At 66.1% G+C, this 16829-nt stretch carries 12 protein-coding genes and 2 tRNA genes; 12 read left to right on the top strand and 2 right to left on the bottom strand.

Translation table 11 applies throughout. From position 1 onward, the window contains the following. Positions 1 to 23: 23 nt before the first annotated feature. The 8 genes from tig to F572_RS0102865 all read left to right on the top strand — a co-directional run bounded on the left by tig (position 24) and on the right by F572_RS0102865 (position 9028). Positions 24 to 1331, top strand: coding sequence for a trigger factor (gene tig / locus F572_RS0102900; RefSeq protein WP_017940841.1), 1308 nt, complete (start codon positions 24 to 26; stop codon positions 1329 to 1331). Beyond that, complete coding sequence (gene clpP, locus F572_RS0102895; RefSeq protein WP_017940840.1) at positions 1328 to 1969, top strand: ATP-dependent Clp endopeptidase proteolytic subunit ClpP; 642 nt, start codon at positions 1328 to 1330, stop codon at positions 1967 to 1969. The genes tig and clpP overlap by 4 nt, the downstream gene beginning before the upstream one ends. Positions 1970 to 2109: 140 nt before the next feature. Next, positions 2110 to 3390: an ATP-dependent Clp protease ATP-binding subunit ClpX gene (clpX, locus tag F572_RS0102890; protein WP_017940839.1), complete on the top strand. Its 1281-nt coding sequence runs from the start codon at positions 2110 to 2112 to the stop codon at positions 3388 to 3390. Positions 3391 to 3472: 82 nt separating this feature from the next. Continuing rightward, positions 3473 to 5938 (top strand): endopeptidase La, encoded by a 2466-nt coding sequence (lon, locus tag F572_RS0102885; protein ID WP_017940838.1) that lies wholly within the window; start codon positions 3473 to 3475, stop codon positions 5936 to 5938. Positions 5939 to 6199: 261 nt separating this feature from the next. Continuing rightward, positions 6200 to 6472, top strand: a complete 273-nt coding sequence (locus tag F572_RS0102880; RefSeq protein ID WP_017940837.1) for an HU family DNA-binding protein — start codon at positions 6200 to 6202, stop codon at positions 6470 to 6472. Positions 6473 to 6483: 11 nt separating this feature from the next. Then, positions 6484 to 6559, top strand: a tRNA-Val gene (locus F572_RS0102875). A gap of 36 nt (positions 6560 to 6595) precedes the next feature. Next, positions 6596 to 6672 (top strand) — tRNA-Asp (locus F572_RS0102870). A 466-nt stretch (positions 6673 to 7138) separates the two neighbouring features. After that, complete coding sequence (locus F572_RS0102865; RefSeq protein WP_017940836.1) at positions 7139 to 9028, top strand: SurA N-terminal domain-containing protein; 1890 nt, start codon at positions 7139 to 7141, stop codon at positions 9026 to 9028. 247 nt (positions 9029 to 9275) lie between these two features. Here F572_RS0102865 and F572_RS0102860 read toward each other — a convergent pair whose 3' ends face one another. Further along, a complete protein-coding gene (locus tag F572_RS0102860; protein ID WP_017940835.1) occupies positions 9276 to 10076 on the bottom strand; it encodes an enoyl-ACP reductase in 801 nt (266 codons plus the stop codon). Positions 10077 to 10340: 264 nt separating this feature from the next. Between F572_RS0102860 and F572_RS0102855 the strand changes: the two genes are divergently transcribed. Genes F572_RS0102855 through F572_RS0102840 form a run of 4 tightly spaced genes read left to right on the top strand, consistent with a single transcriptional unit; the run spans position 10341 to position 16513 of the window. Continuing rightward, positions 10341 to 12200 (top strand): peptide-binding protein, encoded by a 1860-nt coding sequence (locus F572_RS0102855; RefSeq protein WP_018158395.1) that lies wholly within the window; start codon positions 10341 to 10343, stop codon positions 12198 to 12200. A gap of 47 nt (positions 12201 to 12247) precedes the next feature. After that, a complete protein-coding gene (locus tag F572_RS0102850) occupies positions 12248 to 13627 on the top strand; it encodes an ABC transporter permease (RefSeq protein WP_017940833.1) in 1380 nt (459 codons plus the stop codon). After that, positions 13620 to 14894 carry an ABC transporter permease gene (locus tag F572_RS0102845; RefSeq protein ID WP_017940832.1) on the top strand — a complete coding sequence of 425 codons (1275 nt, stop codon included), beginning with the start codon at positions 13620 to 13622 and terminating at the stop codon, positions 14892 to 14894. The genes F572_RS0102850 and F572_RS0102845 overlap by 8 nt, the downstream gene beginning before the upstream one ends. Before the next feature lie 2 nt (positions 14895 to 14896). Next, on the top strand, positions 14897 to 16513 hold the full coding sequence (locus tag F572_RS0102840) for an ABC transporter ATP-binding protein (RefSeq protein ID WP_017940831.1): 1617 nt from the start codon (positions 14897 to 14899) through the stop codon (positions 16511 to 16513). A gap of 72 nt (positions 16514 to 16585) precedes the next feature. Here F572_RS0102840 and F572_RS0102835 read toward each other — a convergent pair. Next, the coding region (locus F572_RS0102835; RefSeq protein ID WP_018158394.1) for an integrase core domain-containing protein at positions 16586 to 16829 on the bottom strand (244 nt) is incomplete at its 5' end.

Raw genomic sequence — 16829 nt, 5'->3', positions numbered from 1 at the left:
TCCGAACTATGACGAGGCCCTCCATGCAAGTTTCTGTTGAAGCCACCGGCAACCTGGAACGCAAGATGACCATCCAGGTCCCCTCCGAGCGGGTCGACACCGAGGTCGACAATCGCCTGAAGTCCCTGGCCAAGAGGGTCAAGCTGGACGGTTTCCGCCCGGGCAAGGTCCCGCTGAAGGTGGTGCGCCAGCGCTATGGCACCGGTGTCTACCAGGAAGTGCTGAGCGAGGTCCTGCAGGAGAGCTACCGCGAGGCGGTGCAGCAGGAAGGTCTGGAGCCGGCCGGCAACCCGAGTATCGAGCCGACCAACCTGGAGGGCGGCGACGCCATCGAGTTCACCGCCAGCTTCCAGGTGTTCCCGGAGGTCGAGGTGGCCGATTTCTCCGACGTCGAGATCGAGCGCCCGAAGGCCGAGGTGGGCGACGAGGACATCGATCGCGTGATCGATTCCCTGCGCGAGCAGAACAAGGAGTGGGCCGAGGTCAAGCGCAAGGCCAAGAAGGGCGACCGGGTAACCCTGGACTTCGTTGGTAGCCTGAACGGCGAGGAGTTCGAGGGCGGCAAGGCCGAGGACTTTCAGGTCGAAGTGGGCGCCGGGCGTCTGATCGAGGACTTCGAGAAGCAGCTCAAGGGCGTGAAGGCCGGCGAGGAACCGACCATCGACGTCACCTTCCCCGAGGACTATCCGGCGGAGAACCTGAAGGGCCAGACCGCGCAGTTCGCCCTGACCATCAAGCAGGTCGAGGGGCCCAAGCTGCCGGAGGTGGACGAGGAATTCGCGAAGAAATTCGGCATCGAGGACGGCTCGGTCGAGAAACTTCGCGCCGATGTGCGGTCCAATATGGAACGGGAACTGCGCCAGGCCCTGAAGGGCCGCGTCAAGCAGCAGGTGCTGGAGGCCGTGGTCGAGAAGCACGGCTTCGATCTGCCGGACGCCCTGGTGAAGTCGGAGATCAACCGTCTGCGCGAAGAGGCCGAAAAGCGCTTTGGCGGGGCCGAACAGACCCAGCCGCTGCCGGACAGCCTGTTCGAGGACGAGGCCAAGCGCCGTGTCCGTCTGGGCCTGGCACTGCGGGCCATCATCGAGCAGAAGGGCTTCGAGGTGGACGCCGAGCGGGTCGAGCGCGATCTCGAGGAGATGGCCGCGACCTACGAGGACCCGGAAGAGGTGAAGAACTACTACCGCTCCAATCCCCAGGCCAAGAGCAACCTGGAGTCACTGGTGCTGGAAGACCAGGTGGTCGACTGGGTGGTCGATCAAGCCAAGGTTACCGAGAAGGAAACCAGCTTCCAGGACGTGATGAATCCGAACAAGGAGTCGACTGAATGAGCCACGACATGGCCGACCAGGGCGCGCAGCATGCCCAGGGCCTGAACCTCGTCCCGATGGTGGTCGAGCAGACCGCCCGCGGCGAGCGCGCCTACGACATCTACTCCCGCCTGCTGAAGGACCGGGTCATCTTCTGCGTGGGTCCGGTCGAGGACTACATGGCCAACGTCATCGTGGCCCAGCTGCTGTTCCTCGAGTCGGAAAACCCGGACAAGGAGATCAGCCTGTACATCAATTCCCCGGGTGGTGCGGTCACCGCCGGCATGGCGATCTACGACACCATGCAGTTCATCAAGCCCGAGGTCAGCACCCTTTGCGTGGGCCAGGCGGCCAGCATGGGTGCCGTGCTGCTGGCGGGTGGTGCCCCCGGCAAGCGGCATTCGCTGCCGCACTCGCGGGTGATGATCCACCAGCCCCTGGGCGGCTTCCAGGGTCAGGCGTCGGATATTGATATCCACGCCCGCGAGATCCTGAAGATCCGCGATGAGCTGAACCGCGTGCTGGCCCACCACACCGGCCAGCCGATCGAGAAGATCGAGCAGGACACCGATCGCGACCGTTTCCTGACCGCGACCGATGCCAAGGAATACGGGCTGATCGACCACGTGCTGACCCATCGCGACTCCGCGAACGATTGAGTCCGCATCGTTCGCAACCGCGCCCCGGAACCCACTCCGGGGTGGGGCCTCAAGACCGGACTTCTGCTTGGCTCGTTTGCATCCCGCAGGCAAACGGGGCATGTTCTGAAGAACACTGAAATCGCAACCGAGGCAAACGGATGAGCGACGAAACCACCCCTTCCGCCGACGGCAAGCTCCTGTACTGTTCTTTCTGCGGAAAGAGCCAGCACGAGGTGCGCAAGCTGATCGCCGGGCCATCCGTATTCATCTGCGACGAGTGCGTCGAGCTGTGCAACGACATCATCCGCGAAGAGATGCAGGAGGCCGGCCACGCCGAACGCGATTCCCTGCCGACCCCGCACGAGATCCGCGCGATCCTGGACGATTACGTGATCGGGCAGAACTCCGCCAAGAAGATCCTCTCGGTGGCGGTGTACAACCACTACAAGCGCCTGCAGGCCAAGGCCGGCAAGGACGAAGTCGAGCTGTCCAAGTCGAACATCATGCTGATCGGCCCCACCGGGTCCGGGAAGACGCTGCTGGCCGAGACCCTGGCGCGGGTACTCAATGTCCCGTTCACGATCGCCGACGCCACGACCCTGACCGAGGCCGGCTACGTGGGCGAGGATGTCGAGAACATCATCCAGAAGCTGCTGCAGAAGTGCGATTACGACGTCGAGAAGGCCGAGAACGGCATCGTCTATATCGACGAGATCGACAAGGTTTCGCGCAAGTCGGACAACCCCTCCATCACCCGTGACGTCTCGGGCGAGGGCGTGCAGCAGGCCCTGCTGAAGCTGATCGAGGGCACCACCGCCTCGGTGCCGCCGCAGGGCGGGCGCAAGCACCCGCAACAGGAATTCCTGCAGGTGGACACCAGCAATATCCTGTTCATCTGCGGCGGGGCCTTCTCCGGGCTGGAGAAGGTCATTCAGCAGCGCGCCGAGAAGGGCGGCATCGGCTTTGGCGCCGAGCTGCGTACCACCGAGGCGGCGAAGTCCGGTGGTCAGTGGCTCAAGCAGCTGGAGGCCGACGACCTGGTGCGCTACGGCCTGATCCCCGAGTTCGTGGGTCGCCTGCCGGTGCAGGCAACCCTGGACGAGCTGGACGAGGATGCGCTGATCACCATCCTGACCCAGCCGAAGAACGCCCTGGTCAAGCAGTACGCCCGCCTGTTCGAGATGGAAGGCGTGGAGCTGGAATTCCGCGACGACGCACTGTCCGCGATTGCCCACAAGGCGATGGAGCGCAAGACCGGCGCCCGCGGCCTGCGCACCATTATGGAGAACATCCTGCTCGACACCATGTACGAACTGCCGTCCATGGAAGGGGTCAGCAAGGTGGTGATCGACGAGGCGGTGATCCGCGGCGATGCCGAGCCGTACCTGGTGTACGAGAACGACTCGTTCGTCAAGAAGCAGGCGGCCGCGGATTCCTGAGCGGAAGTGTCGCGGCGCCCTTGAAATGGGCGCCGCCGCCCCCACTTCCTCCTGTACATTCGTCCAGCCCTGAGGGGGCAACATGACCGATACTCACTCCTCCCAGAACGAGGTGGACCCCCCCGTCAAGCGCGTCGCGGTGCTGCCGCTGCGCGATGTCGTGGTCTATCCGCACATGGTCATCCCGCTGTTCGTGGGTCGCGAGAAGTCGATCCGCGCGCTGGATTCGGCCATGGCCGAGAACAAGCAGGTCCTGCTGGTCGCGCAGAAGAGCGCCGAGGTCGACGAGCCCGAGGCGGGCGACCTGCACGAGATCGGCACCCTCGGCAATATCCTGCAGCTGCTGCGCCTGCCCGATGGCACCATCAAGGTGCTGGTGGAGGGGGCTCAGCGCGCCCGCGTGATGGATGTTTCCACCACCGGCGATGCCGAGAAGGAGGAGGACTACTTTGTCTCCGACATCCGGTTGATCGACGAGGAATACGACACCGAGGACAAGGAACTCGAGGTCCTCGGCCGTTCCGCGCTGAACCAGTTCGAGCAGTACATCAAGCTGAACAAGAAGGTCCCGCCGGAGATCCTGACCTCGCTGGCCGGGATCGACGATACCTCGCGTCTGGCCGACACCATCGCCGCGCACATGTCGCTGAAGCTCGAGGAGAAGCAGCAGGTCCTCGAGATCGCCAACGTGCGCGAACGCCTGGAGCACCTGGTCGCCAAGATCGAGGGCGAGATGGACGTGCTGCAGATCGAGAAGAAGATCCGCGGCCGCGTGAAGCAGCAGATGGAGAAGTCCCAGCGCGAGTACTACCTGAATGAGCAGATGAAGGCTATTCAGAAGGAGCTGGGTGATCTCGAGGACGCGCCGAACGAACAGGAAGACCTGGCCGAGAAGATCGAGAAGGCAGGAATGCCGGAGGAGGCCAAGAAGAAGGCTACCGCCGAGCTGAACAAGCTGAAGATGATGTCGCCGATGTCGGCCGAGGCCACCGTCGTGCGCAGCTACATCGACTGGCTGGTCAATGTCCCGTGGAAGAAGAAGACGCGGGTCAGCAAGGACCTGGCGCGTGCCGAGAAGATCCTCAACGAGGACCACTACGGCCTGGAGGAGGTCAAGGAACGCATCCTCGAATACCTCGCGGTGCAGTCCCGCGTGCGCAAGCTGAAGGGACCGATCCTGTGCCTGGTGGGTCCGCCCGGGGTCGGCAAGACCTCCCTGGGGCAGTCCATCGCGCGTGCGACCAATCGCAAGTTCATGCGCATGGCGCTGGGCGGGGTGCGTGACGAGGCCGAGATCCGTGGCCACCGCCGTACCTATATCGGCTCGTTGCCGGGCAAGATCATCCAGAACCTGGCCAAGGTCGGGGTGCGCAACCCGCTGTTCCTTCTGGACGAAATCGACAAGATGGCGATGGACTTCCGTGGTGATCCGGCTTCGGCGATGCTCGAGGTGCTGGACCCGGAACAGAACCACACCTTCAGCGACCACTACCTGGAGGTCGATTTCGACCTGTCCGACGTGATGTTCGTGGCCACGGCCAACAGCATGCACATCCCCGGGCCGCTGCTGGACCGGATGGAGGTCATCCGTCTGTCCGGCTATACCGAGGACGAGAAGGTCAATATCGCGCACAACTATCTGCTGGACAAGCAGATCAAGGCCAACGGCCTGAAGGCATCGGAGATCCAGATCTCCGATGCCGCGGTGCGCGACATCGTGCGCTACTACACCCGCGAAGCCGGCGTGCGCTCGCTGGAGCGCGAGATCGCCAAGGTCTGCCGCAAGGTGGCCAAGCAGCGTCTCCTGGCCAGCGAGAAGGAGCGGGCACGGACCACTTCGGTCACGCCGAAGACGCTCGAGAAGTACCTGGGCGTGCGCCGTTTCCGCTTCGGCCTGGCCGAGGAGAACGACCAGATCGGGCAGGTGACTGGCCTGGCCTGGACCGAGGTCGGTGGCGAGCTGCTGACCATCGAGGCCAGCGTGGTCCCGGGCAAGGGCAAGACCCAGCAGACCGGCAAGCTTGGCGACGTGATGCAGGAGTCCATCCACGCCGCCCTGACCGTGGTGCGCTCGCGCGCCGAGGCCCTGGGGCTGGAAGAGAACTTCCACGAGAAGAAGGACCTGCACATCCACGTGCCGGAAGGCGCTACGCCCAAGGACGGTCCCTCGGCCGGGATCGGCATGTGCACGGCAATCGTCTCGGCGCTGACCGGGATCCCGGTGCGTGCGGACGTCGCCATGACCGGCGAGATCACCCTGCGGGGTCAGGTCCTGCCGATTGGCGGGCTCAAGGAGAAGCTGCTGGCGGCCCATCGCGGTGGCATCCGCACGGTCCTGATCCCGGAAGAGAACGAGAAGGACCTGGTCGACATCCCGAAGAACATCAAGCAGAAGCTCGATATTCGTCCGGTGCGCTGGATCGACGAGGTGCTCGAGGTGGCCCTGACGCATATGCCGGAAGGCAAGGCGGGCGAGGTCCCGGAGAAGGTCGAGGAGGTCGTCAAGCCGGCCAAGGAATCCGGTCGCCGGCGGGTTCGGCATCACTAAGCAGTTGTAATCCTCAGAAAACCGCGGGCACCGGGTTGACCGGTTCCCGCGGTTTTTTTGTGCGCCGCGTCACACCCGTTCGCGGGCCCGTGCCGAACGGCGTTTGACTCGTTTTCGGGGGGCTTGCTATAACCCCAACCGCATCATCTGATTTCTCGCCGAGGGTAGCCACCGGGCCATGGAGAAAAGGCCCGGGGCTGGTGTAAGCTAGGCCCCGTCCGGCAGAAAGCCTGAGTCACCACTGAGATAAGGAAGCGCTTCATGAATAAATCCGAATTGATCGACGCGATCGCGGCGGAAGCCGATGTCCCCAAGGCCCAGGCCGGCCGGATCGTGGATGCCATGGTGAGTGTTGTTGGCGATACCCTGGCCAAGGGTGACCAGGTCTCCCTGGTTGGCTTTGGTACCTTCCTGGTGCGCGAGCGCGAAGCCCGCACCGGCCGCAACCCGCGTACCGGCCAGACCATTCAGATTGCCGCATCGAAAACGCCTTCGTTCAAGGCTGGTAAAGCGCTCAAGGATCGAGTAAACTAGCGCGCTTTATCGGGTGCTTAGCTCAGTTGGTAGAGCGTCGCCCTTACAAGGCGAATGTCGGCGGTTCGAACCCGTCAGCACCCACCAAGTGCAACCCTGACCCTGGTTGCACTGCAATAATTAGGAGCGGTAGTTCAGCTGGTTAGAATACCGGCCTGTCACGCCGGGGGTCGCGGGTTCGAGTCCCGTCCGCTCCGCCATCTCCGAGAAAGGCGCCCTTGTGGCGCCTTTTTCTTTTTTGGGCCACCACGAAGCACACGAAGACACGAAGGAGGGCCGGATCAAGGTCAAGATCAATCGACAGGAAGATGGGAAGGACGGAAGAACCCCTGAAAAGGAATCTTGGGAATGCGGGGCGGGCGCTGTCCTCGTGACGGAGCTTCGGACGCAGCGCCCCGGGCTCCGCGCCGGCCACGACGAGGCGGGCCCCCACACCAGGCGGTCCCGGCCCCGCGAGTCCGCACGGCTTCATACCTGGACGCCAGTCCAGAAGTTCAGGTTTTCACCAACTCGCCTTCCAGTCTTCTGATCTTCCTGTAAACGCCCTTGGCCTGCTTCGTGTGGTTCGTGGTGGGTGGTTCAGGCGCAGACGTGCGCGGGCGCGCCTGCTACCATCGGCCGCTGATTCCCGATTTCCTCTCCACGGCGGAGTGAGCAGAGACCATCATGTTGCAAGCAATTCGTGACCGGGCGAGCGGCTGGCTCGCCTATGTGATCATCGGCCTGATCACCATCCCCTTTGCCCTGTGGGGCCTGGGCGAGTACTTCGGCGGTGCCGGGCCGCTGGTGGCGGCCGAGGTAAACGGCACGGATATCGCGGTGCGCGACGTGCACCAGGAGGCCCGCGCCCAGCGCGACGAGATGGCCCGCATGTTCGGCGGCGAGATCCCGGCCGATGTGCTCGACGAGCAGGGCATCCGGCTGCAGGCCATGGAGACCCTGATCCGCCAGGAGCTGCTGCGCCAGGCTGCCGACTCCGCCGGGTTCAAGGCCGCCGGCGACAGCGTCCTGCGCGAGATTCGGGGCATGCCGGTGTTCCAGGAAGAGGGGCGCTTCAGCCGTGAGCGGTACAGTCAGTTGCTGAATGCCCAGCGCATCAGTCCGGCAGACTTCGAGCAGGACATCGCGCGCAGCATCGTCATGTCGCAGATCCAGCGTGGTATCCAGGCCACCGGCGTGGTCCCGGAGGCCCTGGTGGAGGACTACAGCCGCCTGCGCAACCAGACCCGGGTCGCAAGCTGGACGATCTTCTCCGCGGACGACTTCGACCGCCCGGATGTGGTCGACGATGACGCCATTCAGGACTATTACGAGGCCAACCCGGGCGAGTTCACCACGACCGAACGGGTGCGCGTGAACTATCTGCGCCTGGACCCGGCGGGGCTGGAGGCCGGGGTCGACGTCACCGAGGAAGAGGTGCTCGAGCACTATCGGGTGAATCGCAGCCGCTACGAGGAACCGGAGCTGCGCGAGGTGCGCCAGATCCGTATCCAGGATACGAGCGAGGAGGGCGAGGCCCGCATCCGCGAGCTGCGCGAGCGCCTGGATGCCGGCGAGGACTTTGCCGAACTGGCCGAGGAACACTCGGAGGACAGCCTGACCGCCGACCGTGGCGGGCGCCTGGGCGAGATCGCCCGCGGGGACCTGGACTCCACGCTGGAGACCATCATCTTTACCTTGCCGCAGGACCTGATCAGCCAGCCGGTGCGCACCGATCGCGGCTGGTTCATCCTCGAGGTCACCGATATCCAGGAGGCCCAGCCGCAGCCATTCGAGGAGGTCCGCGACGAGGTCGAGCAGGATCTGCGTGACCGCACCGCCGAGCAGATGCAGATCGACGCTCTGGACGACCTGATGGCCCTGGCGATCGAATTCCCGGACAGCCTGGAACCGGCCGCCGATGCGACGGGACTGGAGATCCAGAGCAGTGGCTGGTTCTCCCGCGGCTCCGGGGATGGCATCGCCCGTCACCGCGCGATTCGCAATGCGGCCTTCAATCCGCGGGTGCTGGAGGACGGCCATAACAGCGAGGCAATCGACCTGCAGGATGGCTCCACCGTGATCCTGCGCGTCGAAGAACACGAGCCTTCCGAGGTGCGCCCGCTGGCCGAGGTGGCAGACGAGATTCGCCAGCGCCTGCAGCGCCAGGCGGCCGCCGATGCCGCCCGCGAGGCCGGCGAGGCGTTGATCGAGCGCCTGCACGCAGCGGACGACTGGACCGCGGAGGCGGACGAGAACGGCGACTGGAGTCGTTCGGTCGAGGTGACACGCGAACGTGCGACCGAGCTGCCGACCGGGTTGCAGGATCACCTGTTCCGTCTGCCGGCCCCGGGCGAGAATGCGGTGGAGATCGCCGGCGCCCGGGTCGGGGATGGCGACTTCGCGGTGACCGTGCTGGAACAGGTGCGCATGGGCGATGACATCGCCGATGCCGCCGCCCGGCAGCAGGCGCGCGACCAGCTTGGCAATGCCTACGGGAGTGCCGAGTTCCGGGCCTATCTGGCCTGGCTGGAAGACCAGGCCGACATCAAGCGCTTCCCGGAGGCGCTCGACTAGCTTCAAGCGCCGAGTGTAAAGGTCAAGGGCGTTTGCACCACGAAGCACACGAAGGCACGAAGAAGGGAAGGACAAACAGCCTTTTCACCACAGACGAGGCGCCTTTCTGTGGTCCGACGGCTGATGTGACCCCCGGCGTGGGCTCGCGTGTACGGTATTGAGGCCCGCAGGCAAAAAAGCCCGGCTCCGCTTGCGCGGGCCGGGCTTTTTTACGTTCTCGCCCCTGACGGGGCGGGAAGCCGGCGACCTACTTGTCGAGGCCGATCTCGGCCGCGCCCAGGCCAACCGTGTTGTAGCCGGAGTCGACATACATGATCTCGCCGGTGATGCCGGAGGCGAGATCGGAGCAGAGGAAGGCGCCGGCGTTCCCGACCTGTTCGGTGGTCACGTTGCGCCGAAGCGGCGCATTCGCCTCCACGTGATCCAGGATGCGCTTGAACTCGCCGATTCCGGAGGCCGCGAGGGTGCGGATCGGGCCGGCGGAGATCGCGTTCACCCGGGTGCTCTCCGGCCCCAGCGTATAGGCCAGATAGCGGACGTTCGCCTCCAGACTCGCCTTGGCGAGGCCCATCACGTTGTAGTTGGGCATCGAGCGTTCGGCACCCAGATAGCTGAGGGTAAGGATGGAGGCGTCGCGATCCTTCATCATCGCGCGGCCGGCCTTGGCAAAGGCCGCAAGGCTGTAGGAGCTGACGTCGTGCGCGATGCGGAAGCCGTCGCGGGTCATGTTGTCGAGGAAGTCGCCCTCCAGTTGCTCCTTGGGTGCGAAGGCCACCGAGTGCACCAGGATGTCGATGCCGTCCCAGTAGTTGTCCAGGTGTTCGAAGACCTGTTCGATCTCGCGGTCGTCTTCCACGTTGCAGGGGACGAGGATGTCGGAATCGAAATCCGCGACCAGCTTCTCGACGCGATCGCGCAGCCGTTCGTTCTGGTAGGTGAAGGCGAGTTCGGCGCCCTCGCGGTGCATGGCCGCGGCAATGCCGTAGGCGATGGAACGGTTGCTGGCAACGCCGACGATCAGTGCGCGCTTGCCCTTCAGAAAACCCATTTGAAACTCCTTGGTTCGGATCCGTGCCGACGCACCCGGGCGGGTCGTCTCGACGGCGTCCGGCCGCGGGCGGAACCGGGGACGGACGCGACTGTCTCCCGGATCATACCGATGTGCCGCAAGTGCGGCCAGCACCCGATGAGCCGAGCCAGGTGGCTTGCTATAGTGCCGGTGTTTCCCCGAGATGGGCGGTCCCGGCGACCGTCCGATCGCGGCCCCGGAAACGGGGCCGTCGGATCGCCACCGCAACAACCCGGAGGCCTTGTGAGTCGTCATTTTGGTTGGATCGTGACCCTGATCGTGCTGGGCATCCTGCTGTTGCTGGTGATGGTCCAGATCGACCGCCAGTGGCAGCGTATGGCCTCCATGCAGAACACCATGAGCGAGCAGGCCCGGGATCTGCGGGCTCTGCGGCGCAGCCTGCAGGGGCTGGAGGCGGATCTCGCCTCCGGGCGCTTCGCCGGCATGGAGGCCGGTCAGGCCCCGCGGGCGGACGAGGTGCCGTCGGCCTTCCGCCGTGCGGCGCGGGCGGCGGAACAGGAGGATTACGCCGAGGGCGACTGGCTGGTGCAGGCTTTCGGCACGGGGCTCGCCACCATTACGCCGTATGTCTCCTCGGATGCCTATGCCTCCGAGGTGCAGAACTACGTGCTGGAGTCGCTGGTGGTGCGCGATCCGGAGAGCCTGGAATGGCAGGGCCTGCTGGCCGAGTCCTGGGCGTTCGACGACAGCGGGACCGAGCTGACCTTCCGCCTGCGTTCCGGGCCACAGTTCTCCGACGGGGAGCCGCTGACGGCCGCCGACATCGAATTCACCTTTGATTTCCTGATGACCGATGCCATCGCGGTGCCGCGGGCGCGTGCCTTCCTGGAGAAGGTCGAGGCGGTGGAAGCACTGGACGAGCGCACGGTCCGGTTCACCTTCGAGGAGCCGTACTTCGATGCGATGCGGGTGGCCGGGGGGCTCGACGTATTGCCGAAGCACTTCTACGAGCGCTATCTCGATGACCCGGAGACCTTCAACGAGTCGCGCGGCATCCTGCTCGGGTCCGGGCCGTATCGCCTGGAGGACCCGACCGGATGGACGCCGGATGCCGGCCGCATCGAGCTGGAGCGCAACCCGCGCTACTGGGGCCCGGTGGAGCCACCCCTGGACCGGTTGGTGTGGCGCGTGATCCAGAACGACAGCGCGCGCCTGACCACCTTCCGCAACCGCGATATCGATGTCTACGGCGCGCGTCCGCGCGAGTACGCCCGACTGCGCGACGACGAGGCGCTGCGCGAGCGCGCGGATACCCACGAGTACATGAGCCCCACCGCCGGTTATTCCTACATCGCGTGGAACCAGCGCCGCGATGGGGAGCCAACGCGCTTCGCCGATCCCCGGGTACGCAAGGCGATGAGCCATCTTGCCGACGTCGACCGGCTGATCGAGGAGGTCATGCTGGGGTATGCCGAGCGGGCGATCTCGCCCTTCTCGCCGCGCAGCGATCAGCACAACCCGGATCTCGATCCGATCCCCTATGACGTCGAGCGGGCCCTGGAACTGCTGGCCGAGGCCGGCTATCGCGAACGCAACCGCGATGGCGTGCTGGTGAACGAGGATGGCGAGCCGTTCTCCTTCGAGCTTGCGTACTTCCAGGACAACGAGGATACCCGCCGCATCGTGCTGTTCCTGCGCGATCTCTATGCCCGGGCCGGGATCGAGATGCGTCCGGCGCCGACCGAGTGGTCGGTGATGCTGGAGCAGCTCAGCCGCCAGGACTTCGATGCGATTACCCTCGGCTGGACCAGTGGCGTCGAGGTGGATATCTACCAGATGTTCCACTCCAGCCAGACCGTCGCCGGTGGCGACAACTTCATCCACTACCAGAACCCCGAGCTGGACGCGATCATCGAGGCGGCGCGCGGCGAGGTCGACGAGCCGGCGCGCATGGAGCTGTGGCGCGAGGCCGAGCGCATCCTGCACGAGGACCAGCCGTATACCTTCCTGATGCGGCGCCAGACGCTGGCCTTCATCGACCGGCGTATCCAGAACCTGCAGCAGACCGCGCTGGGGCTCAATCTCGGGGCGGTGCCGCTGGAGATCTACGTCCCGTTCGAACAGCAGCGCCACGGGCAGTAGCGGTTCATGCGCGCAGCAGCTGAAGCGACAAGGACCCGGCGCGCACGATGCTGACCTACATCCTGCGCCGCATGATCCTGATGGTGCCGACCCTGTTCGGCATCACCGTGGTGGTGTTCGCCGTGATGGCGGCCGCGCCCGGCGGCATCAGCGCCCTGACCCTGGTGGAGGGGCAGGGCCTGGAGCCGCAGGCGCAGAAGGCGATGGAGGAGTACTACAACCGTCTCTATGGCCTGGATCAGCCGGCCCCGGTGCAGTTCGGACGCTGGCTGAACAATATCTCGCCGGTCGGCTTTGCCCAGGACGAGGACGGCTCGCTGACCGGCTGGCCGCACTTCAAGGCCCCCGATCTGGGCACCAGTTTTCGCTACGGGCGGCCGGTGACCGATCTGGTCGCCGAGCGTCTGCCGATCACGCTGCTGCTGAACGTGCTGTCGATCCCGCTGATCTATATCGTTGCGGTCGCGGTGGGGGTGCGGGCGGCGACCCGGCACGGCCAGGCCTTCGACTCGCAATCCGGCGTGGTCCTGCTGGCCCTGTGGTCGGTGCCGACCATGCTGGCCGGCGTGCTGATGATCGGCTTCTTCGCCTCCGACCAGTTCTGGCAGTGGTTCCCGACCGGGGGCATCAGCCAGCGCGCGGCACTGGATATGACGTTCCTGCCAACGGTGGAGGTGGTCTGGGCATTGCCGCTTCTGCTGATCCTGCCGTTTCTCGGGGCGGCGCTGGGGATCTACCTGGCCCGTACCCTGCCGGCCTTGATCCGTGGCGGGATCGGGGCCGCGTTCGGGGCGCTGTGTGGCTGGCTGATGTTCCGCGACCTGGCGGTGGCCGGGATGGTCAGTACCGGGGTGGCCGTGATCGTCGGGGCCGCGGTCGGCTGGCTGATGGCGCACAGCGACTGGGGCGTGCTGCGCGGCTTCTACCTGGGCACCCTCGGGCTGGGTGCGGGACTGGCGCTGGCCCTGGGCCTGGCGCCGGGCGAGATCGTGCCGGGCTTCCTGCTGGACCGTGCCTGGCACCTGGTGCTGCCGGTGCTGTGTCTGTCCTACGGCGGGCTGGCGTTCCTGGCCAAGCTGTCGCGCTCGGCGGTGCTGGAGAACCTGACCTCGGACTATGCACGCACGGCGCGGGCCAAGGGCGTCGCCGAGCACGATGTCCTGTGGCGCCACGTGTTCCGCAACTCCCTGCTGCCGCTCATTACCGTGTCGGCCACCCTGCTGCCCTCGCTGCTGGCCGGCTCGGTGATCGTGGAGGCCATCTTTTCCATCGACGGCATGGGCAAGCTGGCGGTGGAGGCCGTGCAGACGCGCGATCGCGAACTGGTGCTGTCGATCACCCTGATCTCCGGCCTGCTCACCCTGGTGGGGTACCTTCTGGCCGATCTTGCCTATGCCATCGTCGATCCGCGGGTGAACTATGACTGAGGCCCGATCCAACCCGGAAACCGGCGGGCGCCGCAGCCGTTCCTGGGCGCGGCGCGTGGTGGGCGAGGTCCTGCTGCGCTGGGGCGCGCGCCTGGGGATCGGCTGGATCGCGCTGCTGACGCTGGTGGCGATCCTCGCGCCGGTGCTGGCCACGTCCCACCCGCTGCTGATCCAGACCGCCGATGGCACGTGGTCCATGCCGTTCCTGCGCTACCTGACCGCGGCCGACGTGACCCTGTTCGGCCTGCTGGCGCTGGCGCTGGTCTTCTGGCGGCTGCCCGGGCGCCCGTGGCGGCGCTTCGGACTGTGGGCCGTACTCGGTGCGGTGCTGGCGGTGGTGGCCTGGCAGACGGTCTCGCCGCCGTCGCTGGTGATCCACGAGCAGTACCGCGAGGCCGAGCGGATGGGCGAATACCAGACGGTGATCCGCGCGCCGATCCCGTATTCCCCGCGCGACTACCTGCGCGACTACGCCGACACCGGGCTGGAGGCCCCGCGCGAGGACCCGGACCGGGTGCACTGGTTCGGCACCGACGACACCGGCGCGGACGTGCTCTCGCGCATGATCCATGCCTCGCGCATCGCGCTGTCCATCGGCTTCATCGCCACCGGCATCGCGCTGGGGATCGGGGTGATCCTGGGCGGGCTCATGGGCTACTTCTCGGGCATCGTCGACATGATCGGCATGCGCCTGGTGGAGATCTTCGAGGCGATTCCGACGCTGTTCCTGCTGCTGACCTTCGTGGCCTTCTTCGGGCGTTCGCTGTACCTGATGATGCTGATCATCGGCCTGACGTCGTGGTCCGGCTACGCGCGCTACGTGCGGGCGGAGTTCCTGCGCCTGCGCCAGCAGGACTTCGTGCAGGGGGCGATCGCCTCGGGGCTGTCACTGCCGTCGATCCTGTTCCGCCACATGCTGCCGAACGGGATCGCGCCGATCCTGGTCGCCGCCAGTTTCGGCGTCGCCTCCGCGATCCTCGCCGAGGCGACGCTTTCGTTCCTGGGCCTGGGCCTGGTCGATGATCCCTCCTGGGGCCAGATGCTGAACCAGGCCGTGCAAAGCTCGACCTTCAACTGGTGGATGGCGGCCTTCCCGGGCGGGGCGATCTTCCTGACCGTGTTCGCCTACAACCTGATCGGCGAGGCCTTGCGCGACGCGGTGGACCCGCATGCCCGCTCGGCGGCGCGCACCGCCAATCGCGACGCCGGGGCGCGCCCGGCAGCCGGCGCCGGCGCCAGCGGCGCGACCAGCGGCGGGGTGCGCTGAGCATGCTGGAGGTGCGCAACCTGCAGATTCGCCATCGCGACACCGAGGCCCCTCTGGTGGAGGGCGCGAGCTTCGCTATCCGCGGCGGCGAGCTGTTCGCGCTGGTCGGGGAATCGGGCTCCGGCAAGTCGATTACCGCGCTGGCCATCATGCGCCTGCTGGACGAGGGCTTCGAACGCCCCACGGGCGAGGTCTGGCTCGCCGGGCGCGAGGGGCGCCAGGAGTTGCTGGGGCTGCCGGGTGCGGTGATGCAACGGGTCCGCGGCGACCGGATCGGGATGATCTTCCAGGAACCGATGACCTCGCTGAACCCGGTGCTGACCGTGGGCGACCAGATCGAGGAGGTCCTGCGCCTGCACCGCCCGCAGATGAGCCCGGAGCAACGCGCCGCGCGCACCCTGGAGGTACTGCGCGAGGTGCAGCTGCCGAACCCGGAACAGCGCCGCGACGAGTATCCGCACAAGCTCTCCGGCGGCCAGCGCCAGCGGGTGATGATCGCGATGGCGCTGGTCGCCGAGCCGGACCTGCTGATTGCGGACGAACCGACCACCGCGCTGGATGTGACCATCCAGGCCGAGATCCTCAAGCTGATCGATCACCTGCGCGAGAAGAACGGCATGGCGGTACTGCTGATCACCCACGACTTCGGCGTGGTGGCCTCGGTGGCCGACCGCGTGGCGGTGATGCGCGAGGGCCGGCTGGTGGAGCAGGGCGAATGCCTGCCGCTGCTGCGCGACCCGCAGGATGCCTACACCCGCAAGCTGATCCAGGCCCTGCCGGAGAACCTGCCACCGCTGCCGCCCGTCCCGGGGGCGGGGCGCGACGCCCTGCTGCAGGTCTCCGGTCTGCAGGTGCACTTCCCGGTGCTGAAGGGGCTGATGCGCCGCCAGGTCGATGTGGTCCGGGCGGTGGACGACGTCAGTTTCGACCTGGAGAACGGCGAGGTGCTGGCGGTGGTAGGGGAATCCGGTTGCGGCAAGACCACGCTGGGGCGGGCGATCCTGCGCCTGATCGAACCCACCGGGGGCGAGATTCGCTACCGCGGCGAGTCGCTGACGCGCATGCCGCGCAAGCCCCTGCGGCGGCTGCGGCGCCACCTGCAGGTGGTGTTCCAGGACCCCGCCTCGTCGCTGAATCCGCGCCTGAACGTGCTCACGCTGCTGACCGAGCCGATGGCGGTGCACGGCATCGGGACGGACACGGACGAACGCATCGCCCTGGCCGGTCGGGTCCTCGACCAGGTGGCGTTGCCGGAGGACACCCTGTGGCGCTATCCCCACGAGTTTTCCGGCGGCCAGCGCCAGCGCATCGCCATCGCGCGGGCCCTGGTGCTGGACCCGGACGTGATCATCTGCGACGAGGTCACCAGTGCGCTGGACGTCTCGGTGCAGGCCGAGGTGCTGCAGATCCTCGGGCGGCTGCGTGCGGAAAGACGCCTGGCGATGATCTTCATCACCCACGACATGGGCGTGGTGGAATACTTCTCCGACCGCATGCTGGTGATGCACGACGGACGCATGGAGGAGATCGGTACTACCGCGGAGGTGCTCGCCAACCCGAAGGCCGACTACACCCGCCACCTGCTGGATGCCGTGCCGCGCGTTTCACGCTATCTCTGAGCCCAAGAGAACCGGCTGCTCTGCGTCTTCGTGACGTCGGGTTGTTCTGGTCAAGTGAGAACGGACACCCCTCTAAGCAACGGCCTTTTCCCACTCCCGGGGGGTAAGTTGGCCCAGGGCCGTGTGGGGTCGGACGCTGTTGTACTGCATTTCGATGTACTCCACGACATCCAGTCGGGCGGCCTCGCGGGTACGGTAGGTCCGGGCGTCGGTCCACTCGCTTTTCAGTGCGCCGAAGAAGCGCTCCATCACCGCGTTGTCCCAGCAGTTGCCCTTGCGGCTCATGGAGGGCACGAAGCCCAACGCATCCAGCCGT

The organism is Thioalkalivibrio sp. ALE14 (genome assembly GCF_000376845.1).
Classification (GTDB): domain Bacteria; phylum Pseudomonadota; class Gammaproteobacteria; order Ectothiorhodospirales; family Ectothiorhodospiraceae; genus Thioalkalivibrio.
The sequence above is the reverse complement of the archived record's forward strand: the minus strand, read 5'-3'. Positions and strand labels throughout refer to the sequence as shown.

What these genes read in the sequence shown, in the direction of transcription:
- tig (WP_017940841.1), top strand. Translation starts at nt 24, where the DNA reads ATGCAAGTTTCTGTTGAAGCCACCGGCAACCTGGAACGCAAGATGACC.
- clpP (WP_017940840.1), top strand. Translation starts at nt 1,328, where the DNA reads ATGAGCCACGACATGGCCGACCAGGGCGCGCAGCATGCCCAGGGCCTG.
- clpX (WP_017940839.1), top strand. Translation starts at nt 2,110, where the DNA reads ATGAGCGACGAAACCACCCCTTCCGCCGACGGCAAGCTCCTGTACTGT.
- lon (WP_017940838.1), top strand. Translation starts at nt 3,473, where the DNA reads ATGACCGATACTCACTCCTCCCAGAACGAGGTGGACCCCCCCGTCAAG.
- F572_RS0102880 (WP_017940837.1), top strand. Translation starts at nt 6,200, where the DNA reads ATGAATAAATCCGAATTGATCGACGCGATCGCGGCGGAAGCCGATGTC.
- F572_RS0102865 (WP_017940836.1), top strand. Translation starts at nt 7,139, where the DNA reads ATGTTGCAAGCAATTCGTGACCGGGCGAGCGGCTGGCTCGCCTATGTG.
- F572_RS0102860 (WP_017940835.1), bottom strand. Translation starts at nt 10,076, where the DNA reads ATGGGTTTTCTGAAGGGCAAGCGCGCACTGATCGTCGGCGTTGCCAGC.
- F572_RS0102850 (WP_017940833.1), top strand. Translation starts at nt 12,248, where the DNA reads ATGCTGACCTACATCCTGCGCCGCATGATCCTGATGGTGCCGACCCTG.
- F572_RS0102845 (WP_017940832.1), top strand. Translation starts at nt 13,620, where the DNA reads ATGACTGAGGCCCGATCCAACCCGGAAACCGGCGGGCGCCGCAGCCGT.
- F572_RS0102840 (WP_017940831.1), top strand. Translation starts at nt 14,897, where the DNA reads ATGCTGGAGGTGCGCAACCTGCAGATTCGCCATCGCGACACCGAGGCC.